This window comes from Lactobacillus fornicalis (genome assembly GCF_055362665.1).
This window is the reverse complement of the sequence record NZ_JBLTIM010000038.1, coordinates 1-22,246: the sequence shown is the minus strand read 5'-3', so window position 1 is coordinate 22,246 and position 22,246 is coordinate 1. Positions and strand designations below refer to the sequence as shown.

The following is a 22,246-nucleotide window of genomic DNA, read 5'->3' as shown; positions in this document are numbered from 1 at the left end:
TTACTCTAATTTAATTTATCAATTTTATCTAAATCACTATTTTTTGGTCGATAAAACTTACGTCCACTTTGTGCAAAAATTGGATTAGTAAATTCACCTGGCTTAGTTTCTTGTAATGCTTTAGTTATTTCATAAATGCTTGCATCTAAATCATCGATTCGATGTAGTAATTCTGCTTCAAGCAAAGCAGGACGTTTGGCTGCTCCATATTCAGGTAAGCCATGATGTGAAATAACCATATGCCGTAGAAGAACTACATCTTCGCTTTCTTTATCTATTTTTAGTTCATTAGCTGCCAAAACAATTTCTTCATCACCAATTACCAAATGTCCTAATAAATTTCCTGCAGTAGTATACCTAGTGGCTACTGGTCCAGTAAATTCAATAACTTTTCCTAAATCATGTAAGATACATCCTGCAAAAAGGAGCGATTGATTAACTTGAGGATAGTTTTTACTAATGGCCTCTGCATCCCTTAACATTGAAAGAGTATGATACGCTAAACCCGCTTGAGTAGCATGATGGTTAGATTTCGCTGCAGGAAAGGCATAAAACTTATTACTCCATTTTTCCAAAAGATAACGAACTATCCGATTCCAAGTTGGATTTAAGATTTTGAACACATAATCGTTAATCTCTTCTTTCATACTTGCTGAAGCTTCTGGAGCTTTTTTTACAAAACTTGATAGATCATACCCATTATCATTATTTATTGGTCTAATTGAAAAGATTTTGATTTGGGGACGATTTTGATACTCATCAATAACTCCATTAACAGCTACCAAATCCCCTGTTGGATATTTTGCCAAATCCTCTTCATCAGCATCCCCCAAATTGGCACGCATGCTTCCGGATTTATCTGCTAATTCCAACATCAAATATGTTGTTCCTTTTTTAGTATGAAAAAGTTGAGCATGCTTAATCAGCAAAACTTGGTCAAATTCTTCACCTAAATTGTAATCCATTAAATTTTTTAACATTATTCACCCCTACCCTTCAAAAGTTAAAACATGTTTAGTCAAAGCATTGGCTAAAGATTTTCTTGCAGTAAAAATAATAATTTGACTTTCTTGTGCTAATTGTTCAAGTAACTTAATAATATTTTCTGTACGACCATGATCAAAGTTAACAAAAGAATCATCAATCAAAATAGGTAAATTAATATCATCTTGAATTTGTTTAGCAAAAGCCAATTTTAAAGCAAAATATAATTGTTCTTTTGTTGCCCTAGATAAATATTTGATTTCTATCTTTTTTCCAGTGCGATTAGTAACTTTAATTGTCTTTCCAAAATTAATTGCCTGATAATTACCATTAGTTAACAAAGTGAAATACTCTTGACTTGCAACTAACATTTTGGGAAGTCTTTCACCAGAAGCAATATCAAGAGCCCTAGTAATTATCCGACTAGCTAAAATATATGCTAAATATTTACTAGTCGCAGTATTCAATTGCGTATTGGTTGTTTCAAGTTCCTGCTTTTGCCGCTCAATCTCATCAGAATTTGCAAAGTTTTCCATCTTTACTTTAATTTCAGCAGCATTTTGATTTAACTTAGCTAAATAAAGTTCTAACTGATGATTTTGTTTCTTTAAAGCATCTTTTTTTTGTTGCCACTTTTCTTCATCAAGCATAATTTCATGTAATTTTTCATGACTATCTTTAAAGTTTTCCGATAATGCATTGAGACGATTTTCTTGCTCCTTATTAGCAAAATAAGCTTCACGCAATTTTAAATATTCATCCCAAGATTTCACTTCCGCTTTTAATAGTAGGTCATTAATCTGCTTAGAAATCGTTTCAATTTTCTTTTTTAAAGTTTCGATATTTGTAACCAAACTTGCCTTATTGGCTGCAAGTATACTTCGCTGTCTTACAGTAAGTTCCAGGCTATTTAAGGCTTCATTTACTTCTTCCAAAGCAAGTGGGCGCTTTAAATATTTACCTAAGTTTACAATATAATTTTGGAGCTTAGATTGTAATTTTTCGACATCAATTGTGAAATTACTAATATCAAGTTCAATCTCTTTTAGTTTATTTAGCTTTTCAATTACTAAATTAAGCTCTTGATTATTAGGATTAAAACCATATTCTTTAACAAAACTAGCTAATCTTGCTTCTCTTTGTTTAGCAACTGCCTTTCTCTTAGATTCTTTAAATCCTAAATAGCCCGTAAGTATAAACAAAAATAAAGCTAAAATTGGATTTATTATTAAAGAAATAGTTCCTACAACTGCTAAGCCAACTATCCATGGCATAATTTTAGACTTAGTTGTATTAGTTGGGGAGCTTATTTTTTTAGCTGAAATTTGTAATTGATTAATATCAACTTCTTCCAAATTTCTTAAAAATGGATACAGAGATATAAGTTGTTCACGTTGTTTCTTTCGTTTATCAAGCTCATATTTTTTATATTCAAGTTGATTTTGCCAATCCACAAACGAATTGCGTTCTAATAACAATTTTTCCGCTTGTTCTTGATCAAAGTCATCAGCTTGTAAATTCTTTAATTGTGAATTATCTTCTTCTAAGTTTGCTAGTAAATTCTTTTTCTCAACTACTAAGTTTTGACACGAATTAAAATCAGCTTCAGAAAATTTAACTTCTGTAAGACTGTTTTTCAATACTTGATATTTTTTATATGAAACTAATTTCTGTTCTAATTCTTTAGCTGCGATAAGTTTTTCATTGTTGGTTTTATACTCATTTTGACTTTTAATATATTCTGAGCGTTGCTTATTTAAATCATTTTCTAAAACTTTATAATTAGCAAATTCTGCTTGTTTCTGACTTAAATCATCTAATTCATCAATTCTTTTAGCAAGTAACTGATTAACTTCTGGTTTTTTTCCTAATTTCTTAAACAGAGTTCCTGCTTCCTTATCAAATTTATCTCTCAAATTTAAAAATTCTGTTGATTTTGCCGCACCTAAATAATAGATTTGTTCAACTAAATCATTTTCTGTCAATTTCATTATTTGAGCTAGCGTATCTTGATTAAAGATAAAGCTGTCAGCATAAAAGCTACCATCAATATTTTGAATTTGATCAAAAAAAAGACTTTCAGGCACAATATGCCCATCTTTTTTGACTGTTAAAGTTCCTTTTTTACTTTTATCTCCCTTAGCCCATAGTCGCTCTAACTCAAATTCACTACCATCTAATTCAAAAAACAAGCTACCTCCCATTGGGCTAACTGCAGCTAATGGTTCATATTCTTCAAAGAAGGGGCTCTTACTACTTCTCAAATAAAAGCCAAATAGAATTTGTTTAATAAACGCAACAGTCGTACTTTTTCCAGCCTCATTTTGACCAAAAAAAACATTGATTTCTTTACTCGGGAGGGAAAAAGTAAGATTAGATAACTTACCAAAATGTATAATTTTAATTTTCGTTAGTTTCATCATCAATTCCCTTCATACTTTGAGCCAAAATCACTAATGCTCTTTCAACAGTTTCTTGTTGAAAATCTTCTCTTTGACATAATTTAGCTAAATACTGATCCTTTTTAATTAGGTCTTGGGCTAATTTCAAAAAAGCTTCTTTATTTGTACTTTCTAACTTTGCTTCAGAAAATGCTTTTTGCTCTTTAGCCCCTAATTTTATTTGTAAATTACTTTTTAATCTTAAATCAATTACTTGGCTAGAAAATGCTAGATTTTGACTTAAATTATTCCAAAAATCACTATCTGTAATCAACTCAATTTGAGCTTCACTTAAAAATTGGGCTTTATTTATCACAACATAAAAAAATGTTAATTCTTTATTTGCTTTATTTAGTTCACTAATAAGCCAGTTTTGCAATTCTGCTTTTGAAAGTTGCTCTGTTAATGTAAGCTCCAATTTTTTCCACAAAATTGGAGCTGTTTTTTCAAAAGATATTTTAGTTTCTTTTCTTTCTTCATCAACTATCGCTAAATAACAACCCTTTTCACTCAACTCATTAATGTGGCGTCCTTGAATATTACCAGGATAAATAATTAATGGTTTCTGAGACAAAACCTGTCTAGCATGAATATGCCCCAAAGCAAAATAATCATAATCTAAGTTTCTCAGCTCTGCTACTTCAAAAGGCGCATAAACATTTTGATACGCTTCAGTAGTTTTAACACCTGCATGCATTAATCCAATAGTATAGTTGCTATCTTTAACAGGGAATTTACTTACCATATTTTCAGTAATATGGTTATTTTGATAGGAAAATCCTACTACATTGTATTCAAAACCTTGTTTAGTTTTTAGAGATATTTTTTCAACTTTTTGTCCATTTCCTAACAAGTGAAAGTATGGACTGGCATTAACAAATAAACTATTTAAGTCCATATAGTCGTGATTTCCAAAAATCATAACCACTTCAATTTCGGCATCTGTCAATCTCTTTACTTGTTCAGCAAAAAATAACTGACTTTTCGGACTGGGCTTGTTTGAATCGAAAGTATCCCCAGCTATCAATACCAAATCAACTTCTTGGGCTAATGCCAAATCACAAATACGCTGAAAAGATTTTTCAGCCGCACTTTTTATTTCTTCATAAGTCTTATAAGGCAAAAAAGATAGTCCACGAAATGGACTATCTAAATGCGCATCTGCTAAGTGAATAAATTTCATTTTTATTTACCTGAATGAATACTGATATCTTCATAAAGATCAGTAATTGGCTTAGCAATTGTTTTTTGAATATCATCAAGTAACATATAAATTCCTTGTTCAGCCATAATTACTTGCTTTACATGTGGATCATTTTGAATTTTTTGATTTAATTCTTGATATCTAGCCTTTTCTTCATCAGTCATTTCTTGACCATTTTGTTGTTTTTCTAAAATTCCTTTTTGAAACTCTTCCATTTCACGATAAATAGCTAGACTGGTTTCATTTTCTTTTACACCAGCGATTGCCTTTTTTAAATTTGTAAATTGATCAGTTTCTTGAAATTCAGATGCTAGCTTATTAGCAGTATCATAAATATTAATCATAATTCTCTCCCTTATCTACCAAATAGGCCTTTTATATTATTGTACCATTCTTGAATATTCTTGCCTGCTTGATTCAATCCATTTTGTAAATTTTGTCCAGCTTGTGATAACCAGTCTGAATTAGATCCAGTCGCATTGGCCATACTTTGAGCTGGCTTTTCACTAAACGCTGTACCCTTAGTATACGGTAAAATTCCTTCCATTTCAGCTTTATATAATCTAGTAATACCAGTTTCTGAAATTCCTTGCATATAATGGTTTTGATCTGTTTTATCAAAACCTACCCATGTTGCAACCACGACATCCGGAGTATAACCAACAATCCATTGATCCTTAGTCCCATAAGCCCACGATACTTCTGTTGAGCCAGTTTTACCTGCCACTTCATAACCAGCCGGCTGAGCAGATTGAGCTGTTCCGCTAGTAAAGACTCCCAAAAGCATAGATGTCATTTCTTTTGCCACACTCTGACTCATAATCCTATGGTTACCAATATTAGAATTTTGAGCAATAACATTACCGCTAGCATCTTCAATCTTGGTAATAAAATAAGCATTATTAGGCAAGTTACCTTTATTAGCAAAAGCGCTATATGCTCTCGCCATTTGCAAAGGAGAAACACCTGTTGATAATCCCCCTAATGCTAAAGCCAAATTTTGATCTTTTTTAGCTACTTTGATTCCAAAGTTTTGCATAGCTTGAACACCCTTGGAAACCCCAATTTTATCTAAAAGCCAAACAGCGGCTACATTTTTACTTTGAGCTATAGCTTGATACATTGGAATTGACGTTGAATACTGATTATCAACATTATGCGGCTCATATTTATTAGCGCCAAAAGTCTGTAATTTATCAGATAATTCAGAATCATAATGATATCCGCTTTGTAAAGCAGGTGTATATACAGCTAGTGGTTTTATCGAAGAACCCGGTTGTCTTCTCATTTGAGTTGCACGATTGTAACCTCTAAAGACATGGTCGCCACGTCCACCAACAATTGCCTTTACAGCCTCAGTTTTTGGATCAATAGCGACACTGGCACCTTGAACCTTGGTACCATCACTAGCTGAAGATGGAAAATTAGCTGAGGAATCAAATGAATCTTGCATAGCTGACTGATAGTCAGTATTCAAAGTAGTGTATATCTTCAAGCCTTTATTCATAACATCTTCTTCGGTTAAACCATATTTACTAATTGCTTCATCAACTACTGCATCAAAGAAATAAGGATATTTATAGCCATCATCTTGAATATAATTGTCTTTAAGACTTAATCCTTCAGATTGTGCAGTCTTAGCGGATGTAGCTGATAATTTCTTATTTTGAACCATCAAACTTAAAACTACATTCCTTCGTGACAAGGCATTAGACATATGATCAATTGGGTTGTAATATGATGGATTTCTTAGCATCCCTGCTAAAGTCGCAGCTTCACCAACTGTCAAATCACTAGCATCTTTTCCAAAATATTTATGGCTAGCATCTTGTACTCCCCAAACACCATTACCAAAATAAGCATTATTGAGATACATGGTCAAAATATCTTTTTTAGAGTATACGTGATTAATTTCTATTGCAAAAAACAATTCCTCTAACTTTCTAGAAAAAGTTTGCTGCTGCGTTAAAATAGCATTTTTAGCTAGTTGTTGAGTTAAAGTTGAGCCTCCTCCTGCAATATTACCATGATGAATAAGTAGACTTACAAAGGCTCTCGCCATTCCTTTAATACTAAAACCTGGATTTGTATAAAAAGTCCGGTCCTCAGTTGAGATAACTGCGTTTTGCATATAAGGCGATATTTTATCCAATTCCACAAAGGTTCCCTTTTGTGAATAAAGATTTCCTGCTTTTTGTCCACTAGCATCATATATTTGAGTAGTTGTTGCTAGAGAAGCTTTTAAATTTGCTATATTGGAAGTTTTAACCTTAATTGTATAATAAGATGATGTGATTAAAATCACGGTTAAAAATACTAAAATTAGCCATCTAATCACTTGAAAACGGTGATTAAAATTTTTGATAAAAAGCCAAACAGGATTTGCCTTTTTATTTCGTGAATATTCCCTCATCTATATTCTCCTTTTAGGTAATCAGTTTGATTTTAGCACATTCACCAAATTAAACCAGAAAGCTGAAGATTTTTTATAAATATTATGTCAACTTATAGATTTACTAATAAATACCCAAATAACGAACCAGTTTCAGTTAATGACTTACTTAGACAGCTTTTGATTCCTAGAAAATGGCGTCATTTTTTGCGAATTGAAAAGAAGATATTGATTAATGGGAACTACCGTAACTTCAATGAATTAGTATTTCCCAATGATGAGTATTCAATTATGCTTACCCATGTAGAAAATCAGCAACACTCTATAACTCCAAGTGGCCATCTACCCACAATCATTTATGAAGACAAAAATATCCTCGTAATTAATAAACCTAGTAATCAAAAGACCCATCCCAACTTATTCGAAACAGATACTGCTATGAATGATGTAACAACTTATTTAGGTTATACCCCTTATATCATTCATCGCTTAGATATGCTCACTAATGGTTTATTATTGTTTGCCAAAAATCCTGCAGTTGTCCCAATTTTAAATCGGCAACTGACTACTAAAATAATGAAACGCAACTATTATGCGACAGTTAAGTTAAAAAACATCCCTAATCAAGGGACAATTGATTTACCTATTGCTCAAGATCCCAATGATCAACGTAAACGAATTGTTGACGATAATGGCTTAAAGGCAATTACTCATTATCAAGTCATTGCACGCAATTCAATCCAAAACACTATGACATTAAAATTAACCTTAGAAACAGGCCGAACACATCAAATTAGAGTCCATTTGGCAAGTATAAACTTACCAATTATTGGTGATCCTCTATATAATCCCGATTTTAATGGGGAAGCTTTAGCCTTAACAGCATATGAACTGAGCTTAATTTCTCCATTTACTTTTGATACATTAAAAGTCACTTTGCCAAACAAAAAAGACTATCCAAATGGATAGTCTTCTTTAATAGGGTAATAATTAAGATTATTCTTCGTTTAATGAAGAACGGTCAAATGATGCATCTTTAAGTTCATCATCGATAGTCTTAGTACCCATCCAAGAAATCATTTCCTTCATCTTAGCGGTAATAGCTTCAGTACCTGGTAATAAAAGCTTACGTGGGTCATAACCCTTGTGATCCTTGTCAAGGTCCTTTTCAGACATAATGTAATCACGAGTAGCTTCTTGGAATGCTAATTGGAATTCAGTGTTAATGTTGATCTTAGCAATACCAAGTTGAATAGCCTTTTCAATTTGGTCTTGAGGAATACCTGAACCACCGTGAAGTACAAGTGGAGTATCTGGAACTGCTTCAGCAATTTCCTTCAAACGGTCAAAGTTAAGACCCTTCCAATCTGCTGGGTAAACACCGTGGATGTTACCAATACCACAAGCAAGCTTGTCAACACCTGCAGCAACGAATGCCTTAGCGTCTTCAACTGATGCTAATTCACCACCGCCTTGGTTTTCACCAATCTTACCAATTTCAGCTTCAACAGAAATACCACGTTCGTGGGCTAACTTAACGATTTCCTTAGTCTTAGCCAAGTTTTCTTCAGTTGGAAGTGCGTGACCATCAAACATAACTGATGAGTAACCAAGCTTAATACATTCCTTAGCTGATTCAAAGTCACCGTGGTCCAAGTTCAAAATAACTGGAACTGAGATGTTCATTGCGTCCATTTGGTCAGCAACCATGTCCTTAACGAACTTGTAGCCACCCATGTACTTAGCAGCACCAGTAGAAACTTGAATCAATAATGGAGTTCTAGTTTCTTCTGCAGCACGTAATTCTGCACGAGTCCATTCCAAGTTGTTAGTGTTGTAGGCACCAACTGCATAGTGGTGCTTACGAGCTTCTTTAAAAATTTCATTACCATTGTCAAAATAAGCCATTGATATACCTCCTAGAAATTCTACAAGTTATATTCTACACACAAGTTCCAATATTAACAAGGTCTAGACTTACATTTCTTTTGGAGCGGCTACCCCTAATAAATGCAAACTTTCTGTCAAAACAATTGAAGTTGCTTTAACTAAAGCTAAACGGGCAGCTAATTGGTCATCTTCGTCAAGAATACGAACGTTTGCATAGTACTTGTTGAAGTGCTTAGCAAGTTTTAATGCAAATTTAGCAATAATTGATGGTTCATATTTTTCACTTGCTTTTGCTAAAACTGCTGGGAAGTCTGCTAAATCTTTGGCTACTGCAAATGCCCATTCATCACTTAAATCAAGTTCATCAATTGTAACAATTTGGTTAGCTTTTCTCAAAATACTTTGAGCACGGGCATTAGTGTATTGTACATAAGGACCTGTTTCTCCTTCGAAACGAACCACTTCTTCAAGGTTGAAATCGAAAGCATCTAAACGATCATTCTTTAAATCATGGAAAACAACGGCACCAATACCTACTTCATTAGCAACTTGTTCTTTATTTGGCAAGCTAGGATTCTTCGTTTCAATTTGCTTCATGGCAAGTTCAACTGCATCTTCCAAAACTTTATCTAAAAATACGACATTCCCCTTACGTGTTGAAAGCTTCTTACCACCTTGGGTAATCAAGCCAAATGGAATATGATGGATATCATCAGCCCATTCATGGCCCATCTTTTTCAAAACTTCTTTAAGTTGTTCGAAATATGCAGATTGTTCATTACCTACCACATAAAGTGCTTGAACAAAATCATAGTGCTTTTTACGATATTCTGCTGCAGTTAAATCACGGGTAGTATAGATACTTGTACCATCAGATTTTAAAATCATAGCTGGATTTTTATCTGGGCCTAAATCTACAACTTGAGCCCCACGAGATTCAACAAGGAGGTCTTTTTGACGTAATTCATCAACAATTGCATCCATCTTGTCATTGTAAAATGCTTCACCATGGTATGAATCAAACTCAACATTTAACTTCTTGTAAATTCGGTTAAATTCTTGTAAAGAAACCTTTCTAAACCAGTTCCAAAGCTTAACAGCTTCAGAATCGCCACCTTCAAGTTTCTTAAACCATGCACGACCTTCATCTTCAAGCTCAGGCTTTTCTTCAGCAACTTCATGGAATTTTACATAGTAGTGGAACAAACTATTAATTGGATCTTTTTTAACATCTTCTTCATTACCCCATAACTTATATGCAGTAATTAATTTTCCAAATTGAGTTCCATAATCTCCTAAGTGGTTAATTTTTATAGGAGTATAGCCAACCTTAGTCAAAATTTTAGCAATTGAGTTACCAATTACAGTAGAACGAAGATGCCCCATTGACATTGGCTTAGCAATATTAGGACTAGACATATCAATTGCAACATTACCACTACCCAAATTTTGGTTACCATAATTGTTCTTCTTAACCAAAACTTCTTCTAAAGTTTGAGAAATCAAAGCTGATTTCTTAATTGAAAAGTTAACATAAGGCCCCACAGCTTGAATTTTTTCAAAATTATCATCAGATAAATTTGCTACTATAGCTTTGGCAATTTCTGCTGGATTCTTGTGTAAAGTTTTAGCAAGAATAAATGCTGGGAAAGCATAATCACCCATTTCTGGATTCTTAGGGCGCTCAATCAAACTATTAATTTTTTCCTTTGGTAATTCAACTTGAGAAGAAATCAATTCAACTACTTTTTGTTTAAAGTCCATATCTACACCTCACAAATAAAAAAGTCTCCTTCTAGTTAGACTAGAAAGAGACGAGTATTAACCCGCGGTACCACTCTACTTGATGATAACATCCGCTTTGTTTATTAACATTAATGATAATCAAACACGCCTTCACCACTTCCACTATCTGTCTTCCACCAACACAGACTCGCTTAAAGCTTTCATGGCTACTACTTTTGACTTTTATTCACGTGCCATTATAACAGGCTTTTGTTTTTTTGGCTACCAAAACATTCTTTTAGTAGCTCAATGCTCTCTTTTGATCAAGAGTCCATTTCCCCATAAATTCATTTACTGACATACTTTCTTTTTTGCCAGTCCATGGGTTATTGTAATATAAAGTACCGTTATTATTATAGCCAGTTAAGGTAAGAGCATGATTAATGAAACCATTCATATTAGCTACCCAAACTACAACTAAATGACCGTGAATTAACTTATCTTTAATAGCATCTATACTTGCACCAGTCATGACTTGACTTGTACCTAAGTGCTTATTAACTACTGGTGCGATTCCAGTTGGAAATACCCACCAACCAGTTGAAGAATAAGGGCTACCAACAAACCCATAATTTCCATTACTACTACGTGGTGTTTCATTAGCAACTTGTAACTTACTTACATTTGCTCCTGCATATTGAAGCATCATAGTAACAGCAGTCATTTCACAACCTGTAGGCAGTTCAGGGAGCTGACTAATAACTGGAGCGTCATTTTGAACGTAATAGATTCCACCATATGGATCTGTAATAAAGGTTTGCTTTCCATTAATTATTGTTCCAGTTAATACTTCACCAGTGTTATTTTTAAAAATATATCGGTTGCCATCTTTGACAATATTTCCATTTAATCCAGTAGGATTTTCATATTTCAAGGAAACGTACTGTCCCATTACCCATTGGTTTCCACCTAAGTTGTACCACTTAGCACCATTAGCTGCTACTGCAACTTTGAAATATTGCCAAGAACTTCCATTACGTAAATAGCTCCCAGTTAAACCTTGCATCGTATCATAGTTTTTCCAAACTGCTACACCTCCAAGACCAGAATAATTTATACTCAAAACTCCTGTCTGATCTTGAACATTCATCCCATCATTAGATTTTTGTACTGGCGTAACATTCTCTTTTTTAGGTACTGAAAGATCAATTGCATAGTCGGACTTTACCCATTGATTTCCACCTAAGTTATACCACTTAGTTCCATCTTTCATTGTAGCTACTTTAAAATATTGCCAGGAACTTCCCTTTGACAAATAATGACCTGTTATGCCTTGATTAGTATCATAACTTTTCCAAACTGCCACGCCGCCTAAACCATTATAGTTAATTCTTATTACACCATTTCTATTTTCTAAATTAGCAGGTGCTACAGTTGACTGTCCAGCCTCTTGCTTTTTTGTTGTTTCGCCATTTGGCTGGGATTTATCAACAACATAATCGGACTTTACCCATTGATTTCCGCCTAAGTTATACCACTTAGTTCCATCTTTCATTACAGCTATTTTAAAATATTGCCAAGAACTATCTTTAGGTAAATAATGACCTGTTAAACCTTGACTAGTATTATAGCTTTTCCAAACTGCTACACCACCTAAACCATCATACTTAATTTTAACTACACCTGTTTGATTTTTTAATGTCTGCGGGATTACAACTGGCTGTTGTTGCGTACTTTTTTCAATTACATCTACATTTGAATGTGATTTTTCAATAGCATAATCTGACTTCACCCATTGATTTCCGCCTAAGTTATACCACTTAGTTCCATTATTTGTAGTTGCAACTTTAAAATATTGCCAAGAACTATCTTTAGGTAAGTATTGACCTGTTAAACCTTGATTAGTATCATAACTTTTCCAAACTGCTACACCACCTAAGCCATCATACTTAATTTTGACTACACCAGTTTGATTTTCTATCTTAGCATTTTCAGGTTTTAATGAGGTTACAGGCTGATTAGTTTCACTTTTTACAGTACCTAGATTCGAATCGGAAATAACATAATCTGACTTCACCCATTGATTTCCACCTAAGTTATACCACTTAGTTCCATCTGTGTTTGTCGCAATCGCAAAAGCTTGCCACCGCGTATTATTTCCTAAATAAGAACCAGTTAGTCCAGAAGCATAGCTATAACTTTTCCAAACTGCTACACCACCCAACCCATTGTATTTAATTTTTATAACTTCTCTAATAGGTTGAACCTTTACTGATTCATTTATTTTAGCACTTTCAATGTTTTCAGAACTTTCTGCCGCTTTAACAGATTGGGCACTGAAGAATAACGGAGTTAAGGCCAACAAAAAAGCACTTGATATTCCAAATTTTTTCATACTATACTCCTCCTCTTTAAACGATAAAAGTATACTACTAAAAAAACAGAAACTCTAGTGCTTATATATCATATTTTACTTAAAGAAAAAATGCCATATTCTAACAAAAATATTAGCTTGGTCAATATTTTCACGAACTGTAGCAGCTAATTTGGTGCCCTTACTTGAATAAATGCTTGGGTTATTAGTAAACAGATAGTAACCTGCTAGTTGGCCCTTCTTAATTGGTGCCTCAATTGCTGATTTAGAAAATGCTAATTTTCCTGTAGAACTTGTCTTTTGCCAAATTCCAGTATCTTTTTTAACCACTAAATTAGCAATCTTTTGGTTTCCATCATTTACTTTGATTCCTTTAAGATTGGTTAATTGTGTACCTTTCTTATAAATGTATAATTGATAATTGTTATATACATAGTCAAGCATTTTTTTAGTTTGTGTAAACCGACTTGGATCTGTACCATCTGCATGCTTAGCACCCATAACAATGGTAATTAATCTGCGACCTTTATATTTTAAAGTCCCTGCAAAACAAGCCCCAGCTTTTTCACTAGTACCTGTTTTCAAGCCATCCAAAGGATATGCACTATCATACTGTGATAGTCCTTTTAACATCCAGTTCCAGTTTTGCATTTTAGTTACAGTTGATCCATCCTTAAAATCTAGTTCAGCTAATTTAGAAGTATTAAGTATTTCAGGATAATCAGTCAATAAATGGTCAACTATTTTGGCAACACCAACTGCTGGAATCTCATTTTCAACATTTTTACCAGCTCCAGGATATGCATCTGAACCTACTTCACCATTTTTCAAACCACATGTGGTATATATTTGAGCATCAGTAATGTTCCATTTTTTTAGAAGCGTTCTCATTTGATTTACAGCATTTTCCTGACTTCCATAAACAGCCTGTGCCAACATCATTACTGCACCATTAGCTGATTCAATTAGTGATGCTTCATATAGTTGTTTAACTGTATATTGATGTTTTTCTTGCAATGGAACATTTGAATAATCTGAATTATTGCTCAACTTTACTATGTTCTTAGTAGGAGTCAATTTTTGATTCCAACTAAGCTTACCATCTTTGATAGCTTGTAATGTTAGATAAATTGTAATTAATTTAGACATTGAAGCAATCGGCAAAGCTTGAGCTGCATTTTTTGCATATAAAACTTCACCTGTTTTTTTATCAATTGTAATCGCAGCTTTAACATCTAAATTAACTTCATCTGCATTTATGTTATTAATACTAGTGCTTGCAGATACAGTTCCAGCAGTTAAAGCTAACGAACTAACTAGCAAAAAGCTCAATAAACAAATAATTGCTTTAAAGAATCGTTTCACTTTCTTACCTCTTATTCTAATGAAAATTGTTTCATAAGTTGGGGAATTTTAGCACTAAGTTGGGTTGGTAAAACCACATAACGCTTCTTGAATAGTTCATCCCCAGCCAAAGAATGCAAATAAACAGCACTTGCAACCGTTTCTATCTTAGCAGAAAACTGACCACAAAAACCAGCTAATATTCCTGTTAATGTATCCCCCATTCCTCCTGTTGCCATACCAGGATTGCCTAATGGGTTTTGATAAACTTTCCCAAAGCAGTCATAAATTTTAGTGTGATTAGATTTTAAAACCAAAATTCCATTATTATCTGGAAACAATGATTTCAGAACTGCAAAATTATCCCCATCTTCTTGAAATGGAATCTTTATCTGACTAACTCGCTCCCATTCTTTTTGATGAGGAGTTAACACTATCTTCTTTGCATTAACAGGCAATAAGGTATAATCTTCAGCCAACCAATCCAACGCACTGGCATCTAAAATAACAGTTTGTGTGCTTTTAACTGTATTTTTTACTAACTTCAATAACAATTTTGCTTGTGCATCAAGTCCCAAACCAGGGCCAATTGCAATTACATCGGAGTTTTCAATTGCTTCAACTAATTTTGTATCTCGCCAGTCTATAAACATAACTTCTGGAATACGACTATGCAATGAACATAAGTTATTAATATCAGTTGCAACACTGGTTAGTCCTGCACCCGAATTAACAGTAGCTTCAGCTGACATAATAATCGCTCCACCAAAATTGAGATTTCCCCCAATTAGCAAAACACGTCCATACATTCCTTTATATGAATTGCTAGGGCGCTTAAAAATTGTGGATCTAACCACTTTATCAGAAATTTCTATCATAATTCGCCTCATAAATATTATAACTACTTACATTTTAGCAAAAATTTGGTATGATAAATAACGTAATTAAAAGCCTCAATGGCGGAATAGGCAGACGCGCAGCGTTCAGGTCGCTGTTCTGGCAACAGAGTGCAGGTTCGACTCCTGTTTGAGGCATAGTAGCTCTAACATATGTTAGAGCTTTTTTATTACCCAGGAAATACTCAGCTAAATGCACTTATAAGTTGCGTAACTGCAACTATAAGTTGCTTGTTGCTATCTAGGCCTCTTGCTATAGTCAAAATAGTTGATTTTAAATATTTAGGAGGTCTTTTTATGAAAAAAGAAGAAAACAAAAAGAAGCCAATTTATAAAAGAATTTGGTTTTGGCTAGTAGTATTAATTTTGGTGGGAGCTGCAAGTTCAACATTTGGAAAAAACACTTCTAATTCAACTAGCTCATCAAATGCAAGTTCTTCTTCGAAGAGTTCAAGTAACGGTAATCTAGTTTCTTTGACAAACTTCAACAAAATTAACTTATCATCCTCAAATGGTGATAGTAAGGAAACAATCAGAAAGTTATTTGGAAAAAAAGAAGCATCAACTAGTTCATCGACAGTTGAAAATATAAAAACAGAGCTGCTAACTTGGGATAGTGTAGATAATGGTAGTTTTGCTTCAAACATTACAATTAATTTTGACAATGATCATGCGGTAGTCAAAAGTATCAGTGGTTTAAAAGTAAATCGTTCTAAGAAGTTATCACTGAGCGATTTTGAGGCAATATCTGATGGGCAATCACAAGATGATGTCAAAAAGAAATTAGGAGAACCTAATGGTTATACCATTACAGATTTAGCAGGCTATAAATCAGAAGTATGGGAATACACTTCTGGTATTAAAGGTAGCGTTGGTGCCAATTTCAACATCACTTTTACTGATGGTAAAGTTTCAGGAAAATCACAATATGAAATGAAATAAAAAAATTCTAGGATATATTTCTATATCCTAGAATTTTTTATTTTCTCTTAAAACAAAATGTTGCTATAAACAATATCCAACTAGCAAAATTAACAACAATCAATAAATTAAACCAAAGAGGAACCCTAAATGATAAAATCGCATTATTTACACCTATTTTACTTTGTACTACAGGATTACCGATTTCTGTTTTTTGCAGATGGGTTAACCTCTTTCCATTAACTATCAATTCTGATTGTTGATACATTATTAACGGTAAAGTAATCTTTTCTTTTTTAGAACTATTCCATTTCAACTCTAAAGAGCCATTTTTTAATACTCGATGTTGATATTTTATATAATCATCTTTTATAAATTTTTCATATAAATCTCTTACATCGTTAGGATTCAATTTTTTATTTGTTACTGGCAAATAGTCCGGCTTTATGTTGAGATAATATCTGAATAATTGACCTGGCTTATTACCAAAAGCTTCTACTTGTTGCTCATTAAAAACTTTTGATTTAGGAGAATATATCATCACTGAATTAGTTTGTGAAGAAGTTCTTTGCACCCAAGAAAAAGTTTCCTGATATGCAAAAATTGTTACTAAAGCAATACTAATTGTGTATATCCACTTTCCATATTTTGTATTTTTAAATAAAAGCTGACTACTATATGCTAAGCCCAGCATAAACAAAGCATAAAAAACAATTGTAAACCTAAATGGAAACTGGAATGATGAACCTAATCCTGGAAAGATTTTCTGTACCGTACTCCAATTAATTAACCAATTAGTAGCCAACAGCAAAAAGAGTGTCCCAACAAAAGTAATATAAAAATTATTTATATTCAGCTTAAAAGTAATAATTGCTAGTAATATTTGCAACAAAAACAAGATTGCAACAGCAATTAGAAAGTCTTTTAAAGCAACTCCTTTAGGTGATAAGTGGATGGTTGCTCCTGCTAAATCAAATGTCCCAGGACTTGATATTTTGTTTGTCCTATAAACTAACAAAAAACAACCCCAGATTGTGCCTGTCAATCCAATTCCCCAAAGAGCAGATTTTACTAATCCTAAAATGAAAAGCCCTTTATTTGTTGTTCTAATAAAACTTAAAAATAAGAATGGGCAAAATGCTAAAGCCAATAAAATAAAGGAAAGAAGGTGGATATTAGCTACTATTGCAAAAATCAAAGTAACGACTTGCCAATGATAAGGATTCTTTTTCTCTTCTAATAGATTAACTATTTGAATACAAAGATACGGCATTAAAGCCGCACCCCAAGCAGAAAAATTGCTCCCAATTAGCCAGACTGGAATCATTCCAACATTGTTATATAAAATAGCCAATATTACCCCCAGGTAACTAGGGCAATTAACCTTTAAGCACATCCGATATATTCCAATTCCGGAAATAAGCAAAAGAATTAAGCCAGAAACAATTTGATATTGAAACCAATTATTAGTAATAAAAAGTAATACACCATTTAACCAAGCAAACAAAGGCCCATAAAAAGCATTAACAATTTGTCCAGTTTGTTGAAATGTATAATTCATCTGAAACCAATTAAAACTGCCATTAGCCAATTGCATCTTTATATCATAAAAACGGGACCAGTGAAAAACAGTATCTGATCCCAAAATAGTCGCATGAAAAGCTATCTGTGGTAATAATGTACCTAGGCTAGCTACTAAAATAATAAAATAAGGTATTATAACCTTGATTCTTTCTTTATTCATTATAATGTTGTCACCCTAAAAATCTCATGTTATGCCTAACATAATAAAACCCTATTTTTTAGTTATCAATAACTATTCTTGCTAAATTAATATTCCTTCTAAATGGTCCATCTCATGTTGGCAAATTTCTGCTGCGAAACCTGTCAAAGTCAACTCCTGATTTTCCCATTTTTCATCAAAAAAAGCAACTTTTACCTCTTTAAATCTAAGTGTATTACGGCTTCCAGATAAAGATAAACATCCTTCACTAACTTGATAAGGATTCTTGCGTTCAAGAATCACTGGATTGAACATGACTACATCAAAGAAGCCAATATTCACGATAATTACTCTTTTAGAGTAACCAATCATATTAGCAGCCATACCAACACAACGTTCTTTATTAGCTTGCAAAGTATCCCTTAAATCTCGCCCAATCGACAAATCAGCTTTAGTTGCTGGTAAAGATTTTCTTTTTAAAAACATTTCGTCTTTAATTATTTCCTTAATCATCTACTCACCATCCAATAAGTTCATATTCTTAAATATTATCATAAAAAAAGGGCGCCCCTATCAGGGCGCNNGCGCCCCTATCAGGGCGCCCACTTTTTAAATTATTTAAATATTACCATTCATAATCTTCTACATCTGCTCTACCAAGACCTGTTGCATGATCAAGAATAATTCTTTGTTCATAACGAGCAACATTGCGCTTAGTTGCTTTAACCATATCTGGATTTACAGAAACATAATCAATTCCACTCTTTACTAAAAATTCCGTAAATTCTGGATATTCTGATGGAGCTTGTCCACAAATTGAAACTGTCTTTCCATCTTTGTGAGCCGTCTTAATCAAATGACGAATAGCTCTCTTAATTGCTAAGTTTCTTTCATCAAATAAGCTTGATACAGTATCATTATTCCGATCACAACCAAGTAAGAGCATCGTTAAATCATTAGAACCAATTGAATAGCCATCAATATATTGGTTAAATTGATCAGCTAAAATAATATTAGAAGGAATTTCAGCCATCATATAAATCTTAAAGTCATTGCTCCGTTTTAAGCCAGCCTCAGCCATAATTTCAATAACTTTCTTTAACTCATCTACAGTTCTGACAAATGGAATCATTACATTCAAATTAGTCAAACCATATTCATTTCTTACCTTTTTAACTGCTTCTAGCTCTAACTTAAAGGCTTCAATATACTTAGGATCATAATATCTTGATGCTCCACGCCAGCCTAATAAATCGGCACTTTCATGTGGTTCAAATTTATCGCCACCCTTTAAGTTACGATATTCACCACTCTTAAAGTCGCTAAAGCGCAAAACAACTGGTTTTGGATTCATAGCACGAGCAACTTTACTAATACCATTTGCTAATTCATTTACCACTCGTTCTGGGTGTCCAGTTTCAATCAAATATAATGGGTGTTGATGAATATAAGTAGTCCATAAGAATTCTTCTCTCATCAAACCAATTCCATCACAAGGTAAATCTTTATAACGATCTACTAAATCTGGATCACCTAAATTCATCATAACGCCTGTGGCAGTTGGAGCAAAGTATTCTGCAACAGGAGTTGCAACACCTTGTTTAGGCTTTTTAACCATATCAGCTACAACGCCTTGATATACAACCCCATTTTTAGCATCAACAGTGACTTCCTGTCCATCTTTCAAAACAGCAGTTGCCTTAGCGCCACGACTTGCAGTACCAACAATACATGGAATCTGCATTTCACGAGAAACAATTGCAGCGTGGCAAGTCATACCACCATTATTTGTTACAATAGCACTAGCTTTTTTCATTGCTGGAACCCAGTCTGGTGAAGTCATCAAGGTAACTAATACTTCACCATCTTTAAATTTATCAATATCTTCTGGGTTTTCAATCACATGAACAATACCATGTTTGATACCAGGACTTGCTGGTAACCCACTTACTAATACTTTGTGATCTGTAGTTAAGTTTTCATCGCTAGTATCTTTGGACATTTTTCCGGCCTTTTTTCTTTGAGACCAAACGGTTTCTGGACGAGCTTGAACTAGCCATAACTTATCATCTTCATCTAATGACCATTCCATATCCATATAGCAACCATAGTGTTTTTCAATTTCTTTAGCATAACTTGCTAATTGCTCAACTTGTTCATCAGTTAAGCAAGGCTTAGTTGCAATATCTTCTGGTACTTTCCGATCCTCTACACCGCCATCACGCAAACGGATAAGTTCAACATTTTTATTATTAATTGTTTTATCACTAATTTTGCCACTTGCTTTATCTACAACAAAGTTATCTGGCGTTACAGTACCTTGAACAATATATTCGCCTAAGCCCCATGAGCCTTCAATCATAACCTTGCTATCATCACCGGTAGCAACATTAACTGTAAACATAACGCCACTTGCCTTAGAAAAGGCCATCATTTGAACAGCAGCAGATAAAGCAACTTTTTCATGTGGGAATCCCTGCTTTACGCGGTAATATGTTGCTCGATCAGTAAAGGTTGAAGCATAGCATTCCTTAACCTTTTGAATGACATTATCACGTCCATGAACATTCAAATACGTATCTTGTTGTCCAGCAAAGGAAGCATCAGGTAAATCTTCAGCTGTTGCACTAGAACGAACTGCAACAAAAGGTTCATTTACTTTCATCTTCATTGCCAACTTATCGTAGTTATCACCAATTTCTTTAGCTAAGTCAACTGGCATCTTTGCAGCAACAATAAGTTTTCTAATTTGGCTACAAATCTTATGTAGTTCATCAGAATCATCAACATTTTTCAATGTTTTGAGTAGTGCATCGATTTTTTCATTTAAACCAGTTACTTTCATGAAGTAACGATATGCTGAAGCTGTAGTCGCAAAGCCATAAGGAACTGGTACGTTAGTTCCCGAAGTCAATTCACCAAGTGAAGATGATTTTCCCCCGACTAAATCAACATCTTCACGCTTTAATTCATCAAACCATAATACATTTGCATTTTTTCTTTGGTCCATAAAAATCCTCTAAAAGAAATGTCTTTCTTTTTACTATGTAACCGCTTTCTAACCACACTTATATATTGCTATTTTTTTATTAAATAGTCAATATTCATGTATAGACCAATTGCTATTATTTTCAAAGTTCTTTGGTACTTGTATTAAATTGAGAGGAAAAAATAACTCCGCTATACAAATAGCGGAGTTCGTTAAATCATGGATTCGCTAGTCTTTTAAAACAAAAAGCACAAAAATAAAAACGGCTATAGAATAGCCGTTATAAAAGACTGCTTAGACATTGTTATTAAATTACTGATTATAATCACTCAACTATTAGTAATTTATAAAATGACTAAATAATAATTTTTTAGGAGCTAGGCTTAGCTCCCTTCTTGCTATGCTATCATTCAAAATAATTATAGTCAATACAGAGTTAAATTGATAATTCCTAACTTTTAAAAACATATTATTTTTTACGGTTATTTTTACAATAGTAATATATAAAAGCTCCTATAAATAGAATAACATATACTAAACCTTCCATTTTTATCTCCTATAAGTTATAGTGTTTTACAACCTTCTAAAACTTTTTGTTATACGTAGTTTTAAATTTAACAGTTTTTCAACTTACTGATTTAACAACCTTCTAAAACCAGGCTTTATCAAAGAAAAAGCAACTTTTAGTTTTTCAACTTACTGATTTAACAACCTTCTAAAACATTGAAATTACTGCAGCTCTTTTAGGCGCTGTTTTTCAACTTACTGATTTAACAACCTTCTAAAACCGTTTTCTTATTAATTAGCTTACATTATTAGTTTTTCAACTTACTGATTTAACAACCTTCTAAAACATAGTGATAGTAGTAAATTCTTTTGCTAGTGTTTTTCAACTTACTGATTTAACAACCTTCTAAAACTTTCTATTATTGATGAGCCGTATGTATTCTGTTTTTCAACTTACTGATTTAACAACCTTCTAAAACTTAAACCAAAGCAACAAGGACGATATTCTAGTTTTTCAACTTACTGATTTAACAACCTTCTAAAACACCTCTTCACAACTAGCAATTACACCGTCTGTTTTTCAACTTACTGATTTAACAACCTTCTAAAACATATCAGCTTTAAAAGCAACAATATGTCCAGTTTTTCAACTTACTGATTTAACAACCTTCTAAAACGCTATCAGAAAGCACGGTGCTTACATGACAGTTTTTCAACTTACTGATTTAACAACCTTCTAAAACTCATCAAGGTCTAATTCTGGGAAAACACCTGTTTTTCAACTTACTGATTTAACAACCTTCTAAAACGATGCTGACTACTTCAAAAAGCACAATAAGGTTTTTCAACTTACTGA

At 33.3% G+C, this 22,246-nt stretch carries 15 protein-coding genes, 1 tRNA gene and 1 CRISPR repeat array; of the genes, 3 read left to right on the top strand and 13 right to left on the bottom strand.

Annotated elements, in window-relative coordinates:
• Positions 1–5 precede the first annotated feature (5 nt).
• Genes ACNDLV_RS07225 through ACNDLV_RS07205 form a run of 5 tightly spaced genes read right to left on the bottom strand, consistent with a single transcriptional unit; the run spans position 6 to position 7,042 of the window.
• Positions 6–980: a 3'-5' exoribonuclease YhaM family protein gene (locus ACNDLV_RS07225; protein WP_006587687.1), complete on the bottom strand. Its 975-nt coding sequence runs from the start codon at positions 978–980 to the stop codon at positions 6–8.
• Positions 981–989: 9 nt separating this feature from the next.
• Positions 990–3,404 (bottom strand): ATP-binding protein, encoded by a 2,415-nt coding sequence (locus ACNDLV_RS07220; protein ID WP_034530369.1) that lies wholly within the window; start codon positions 3,402–3,404, stop codon positions 990–992.
• Positions 3,385–4,608 (bottom strand): metallophosphoesterase family protein, encoded by a 1,224-nt coding sequence (locus ACNDLV_RS07215; RefSeq protein ID WP_006586427.1) that lies wholly within the window; start codon positions 4,606–4,608, stop codon positions 3,385–3,387. Before ACNDLV_RS07215 ends, ACNDLV_RS07220 begins: the two co-directional genes overlap by 20 nt.
• Before the next feature lie 2 nt (positions 4,609–4,610).
• Positions 4,611–4,973 (bottom strand): YlbF/YmcA family competence regulator, encoded by a 363-nt coding sequence (locus ACNDLV_RS07210; protein WP_006586426.1) that lies wholly within the window; start codon positions 4,971–4,973, stop codon positions 4,611–4,613.
• 11 nt (positions 4,974–4,984) lie between these two features.
• Positions 4,985–7,042, bottom strand: a complete 2,058-nt coding sequence (locus ACNDLV_RS07205) for a PBP1A family penicillin-binding protein (protein ID WP_006587688.1) — start codon at positions 7,040–7,042, stop codon at positions 4,985–4,987.
• Positions 7,043–7,126: 84 nt separating this feature from the next.
• Between ACNDLV_RS07205 and ACNDLV_RS07200 the strand changes: the two genes are divergently transcribed.
• Positions 7,127–7,990: an RluA family pseudouridine synthase gene (locus ACNDLV_RS07200; protein ID WP_006586424.1), complete on the top strand. Its 864-nt coding sequence runs from the start codon at positions 7,127–7,129 to the stop codon at positions 7,988–7,990.
• A 27-nt stretch (positions 7,991–8,017) separates the two neighbouring features.
• Here the strand turns inward: ACNDLV_RS07200 and ACNDLV_RS07195 are convergent, their stop codons facing one another.
• The 5 genes from ACNDLV_RS07195 to ACNDLV_RS07175 all read right to left on the bottom strand — a co-directional run bounded on the left by ACNDLV_RS07195 (position 8,018) and on the right by ACNDLV_RS07175 (position 15,232).
• A complete protein-coding gene (locus ACNDLV_RS07195) occupies positions 8,018–8,929 on the bottom strand; it encodes a class II fructose-bisphosphate aldolase (RefSeq protein ID WP_006586423.1) in 912 nt (303 codons plus the stop codon).
• 69 nt (positions 8,930–8,998) lie between these two features.
• Complete coding sequence (gene argS, locus ACNDLV_RS07190; RefSeq protein WP_006586422.1) at positions 8,999–10,675, bottom strand: arginine--tRNA ligase; 1,677 nt, start codon at positions 10,673–10,675, stop codon at positions 8,999–9,001.
• A 259-nt stretch (positions 10,676–10,934) separates the two neighbouring features.
• Complete coding sequence (locus ACNDLV_RS07185; protein ID WP_006586421.1) at positions 10,935–13,031, bottom strand: C39 family peptidase; 2,097 nt, start codon at positions 13,029–13,031, stop codon at positions 10,935–10,937.
• 75 nt (positions 13,032–13,106) lie between these two features.
• Positions 13,107–14,375: a serine hydrolase gene (locus ACNDLV_RS07180; protein WP_006586420.1), complete on the bottom strand. Its 1,269-nt coding sequence runs from the start codon at positions 14,373–14,375 to the stop codon at positions 13,107–13,109.
• Positions 14,376–14,386: 11 nt separating this feature from the next.
• Positions 14,387–15,232 (bottom strand): NAD(P)H-hydrate dehydratase, encoded by an 846-nt coding sequence (locus ACNDLV_RS07175; protein ID WP_022091301.1) that lies wholly within the window; start codon positions 15,230–15,232, stop codon positions 14,387–14,389.
• A 72-nt stretch (positions 15,233–15,304) separates the two neighbouring features.
• Between ACNDLV_RS07175 and ACNDLV_RS07170 the strand changes: the two genes are divergently transcribed.
• Both ACNDLV_RS07170 and ACNDLV_RS07165 read left to right on the top strand, forming a co-directional pair.
• A tRNA-Leu gene (locus ACNDLV_RS07170) sits at positions 15,305–15,388 on the top strand.
• Positions 15,389–15,547: 159 nt separating this feature from the next.
• Positions 15,548–16,192: a DUF3862 domain-containing protein gene (locus ACNDLV_RS07165; RefSeq protein ID WP_006587691.1), complete on the top strand. Its 645-nt coding sequence runs from the start codon at positions 15,548–15,550 to the stop codon at positions 16,190–16,192.
• 37 nt (positions 16,193–16,229) lie between these two features.
• On the opposite strand, the gene ACNDLV_RS07160 is transcribed toward ACNDLV_RS07165, so the two are convergent.
• From ACNDLV_RS07160 to ppsA, 3 genes are all read right to left on the bottom strand, one after another.
• Positions 16,230–17,915, bottom strand: a complete 1,686-nt coding sequence (locus ACNDLV_RS07160; RefSeq protein WP_006586417.1) for a putative glycosyltransferase family protein — start codon at positions 17,913–17,915, stop codon at positions 16,230–16,232.
• A gap of 81 nt (positions 17,916–17,996) precedes the next feature.
• Entirely contained in the window at positions 17,997–18,407 is a 411-nt protein-coding gene (locus tag ACNDLV_RS07155) for a peptide deformylase (RefSeq protein WP_006586416.1), read from the bottom strand.
• A gap of 112 nt (positions 18,408–18,519) precedes the next feature.
• The gene (ppsA, locus tag ACNDLV_RS07150) at positions 18,520–20,904 is read right to left on the bottom strand and encodes a phosphoenolpyruvate synthase (protein ID WP_006586415.1); all 2,385 of its coding nucleotides are present in this window, start codon (positions 20,902–20,904) and stop codon (positions 18,520–18,522) included.
• A gap of 599 nt (positions 20,905–21,503) precedes the next feature.
• Positions 21,504–22,199: direct repeats of the CRISPR family, unit length 36 nt; unit sequence GTTTTTCAACTTACTGATTTAACAACCTTCTAAAAC.
• Between the last annotated feature and the right edge of the window lie 47 nt (positions 22,200–22,246).

Coding starts and splice junctions, on each gene's coding strand:
- ACNDLV_RS07210 (WP_006586426.1), bottom strand. CDS start 4,973: ATGATTAATATTTATGATACTGCTAATAAGCTAGCATCTGAATTTCAA.
- ACNDLV_RS07165 (WP_006587691.1), top strand. CDS start 15,548: ATGAAAAAAGAAGAAAACAAAAAGAAGCCAATTTATAAAAGAATTTGG.
- ACNDLV_RS07175 (WP_022091301.1), bottom strand. CDS start 15,232: ATGATAGAAATTTCTGATAAAGTGGTTAGATCCACAATTTTTAAGCGC.
- ACNDLV_RS07215 (WP_006586427.1), bottom strand. CDS start 4,608: ATGAAATTTATTCACTTAGCAGATGCGCATTTAGATAGTCCATTTCGT.
- ACNDLV_RS07225 (WP_006587687.1), bottom strand. CDS start 980: ATGTTAAAAAATTTAATGGATTACAATTTAGGTGAAGAATTTGACCAA.
- ACNDLV_RS07195 (WP_006586423.1), bottom strand. CDS start 8,929: ATGGCTTATTTTGACAATGGTAATGAAATTTTTAAAGAAGCTCGTAAG.
- ACNDLV_RS07185 (WP_006586421.1), bottom strand. CDS start 13,031: ATGAAAAAATTTGGAATATCAAGTGCTTTTTTGTTGGCCTTAACTCCG.
- ACNDLV_RS07205 (WP_006587688.1), bottom strand. CDS start 7,042: ATGAGGGAATATTCACGAAATAAAAAGGCAAATCCTGTTTGGCTTTTT.
- ppsA (WP_006586415.1), bottom strand. CDS start 20,904: ATGGACCAAAGAAAAAATGCAAATGTATTATGGTTTGATGAATTAAAG.
- argS (WP_006586422.1), bottom strand. CDS start 10,675: ATGGACTTTAAACAAAAAGTAGTTGAATTGATTTCTTCTCAAGTTGAA.
- ACNDLV_RS07200 (WP_006586424.1), top strand. CDS start 7,127: ATGTCAACTTATAGATTTACTAATAAATACCCAAATAACGAACCAGTT.
- ACNDLV_RS07220 (WP_034530369.1), bottom strand. CDS start 3,404: ATGAAACTAACGAAAATTAAAATTATACATTTTGGTAAGTTATCTAAT.
- ACNDLV_RS07160 (WP_006586417.1), bottom strand. CDS start 17,915: ATGAATAAAGAAAGAATCAAGGTTATAATACCTTATTTTATTATTTTA.
- ACNDLV_RS07155 (WP_006586416.1), bottom strand. CDS start 18,407: ATGATTAAGGAAATAATTAAAGACGAAATGTTTTTAAAAAGAAAATCT.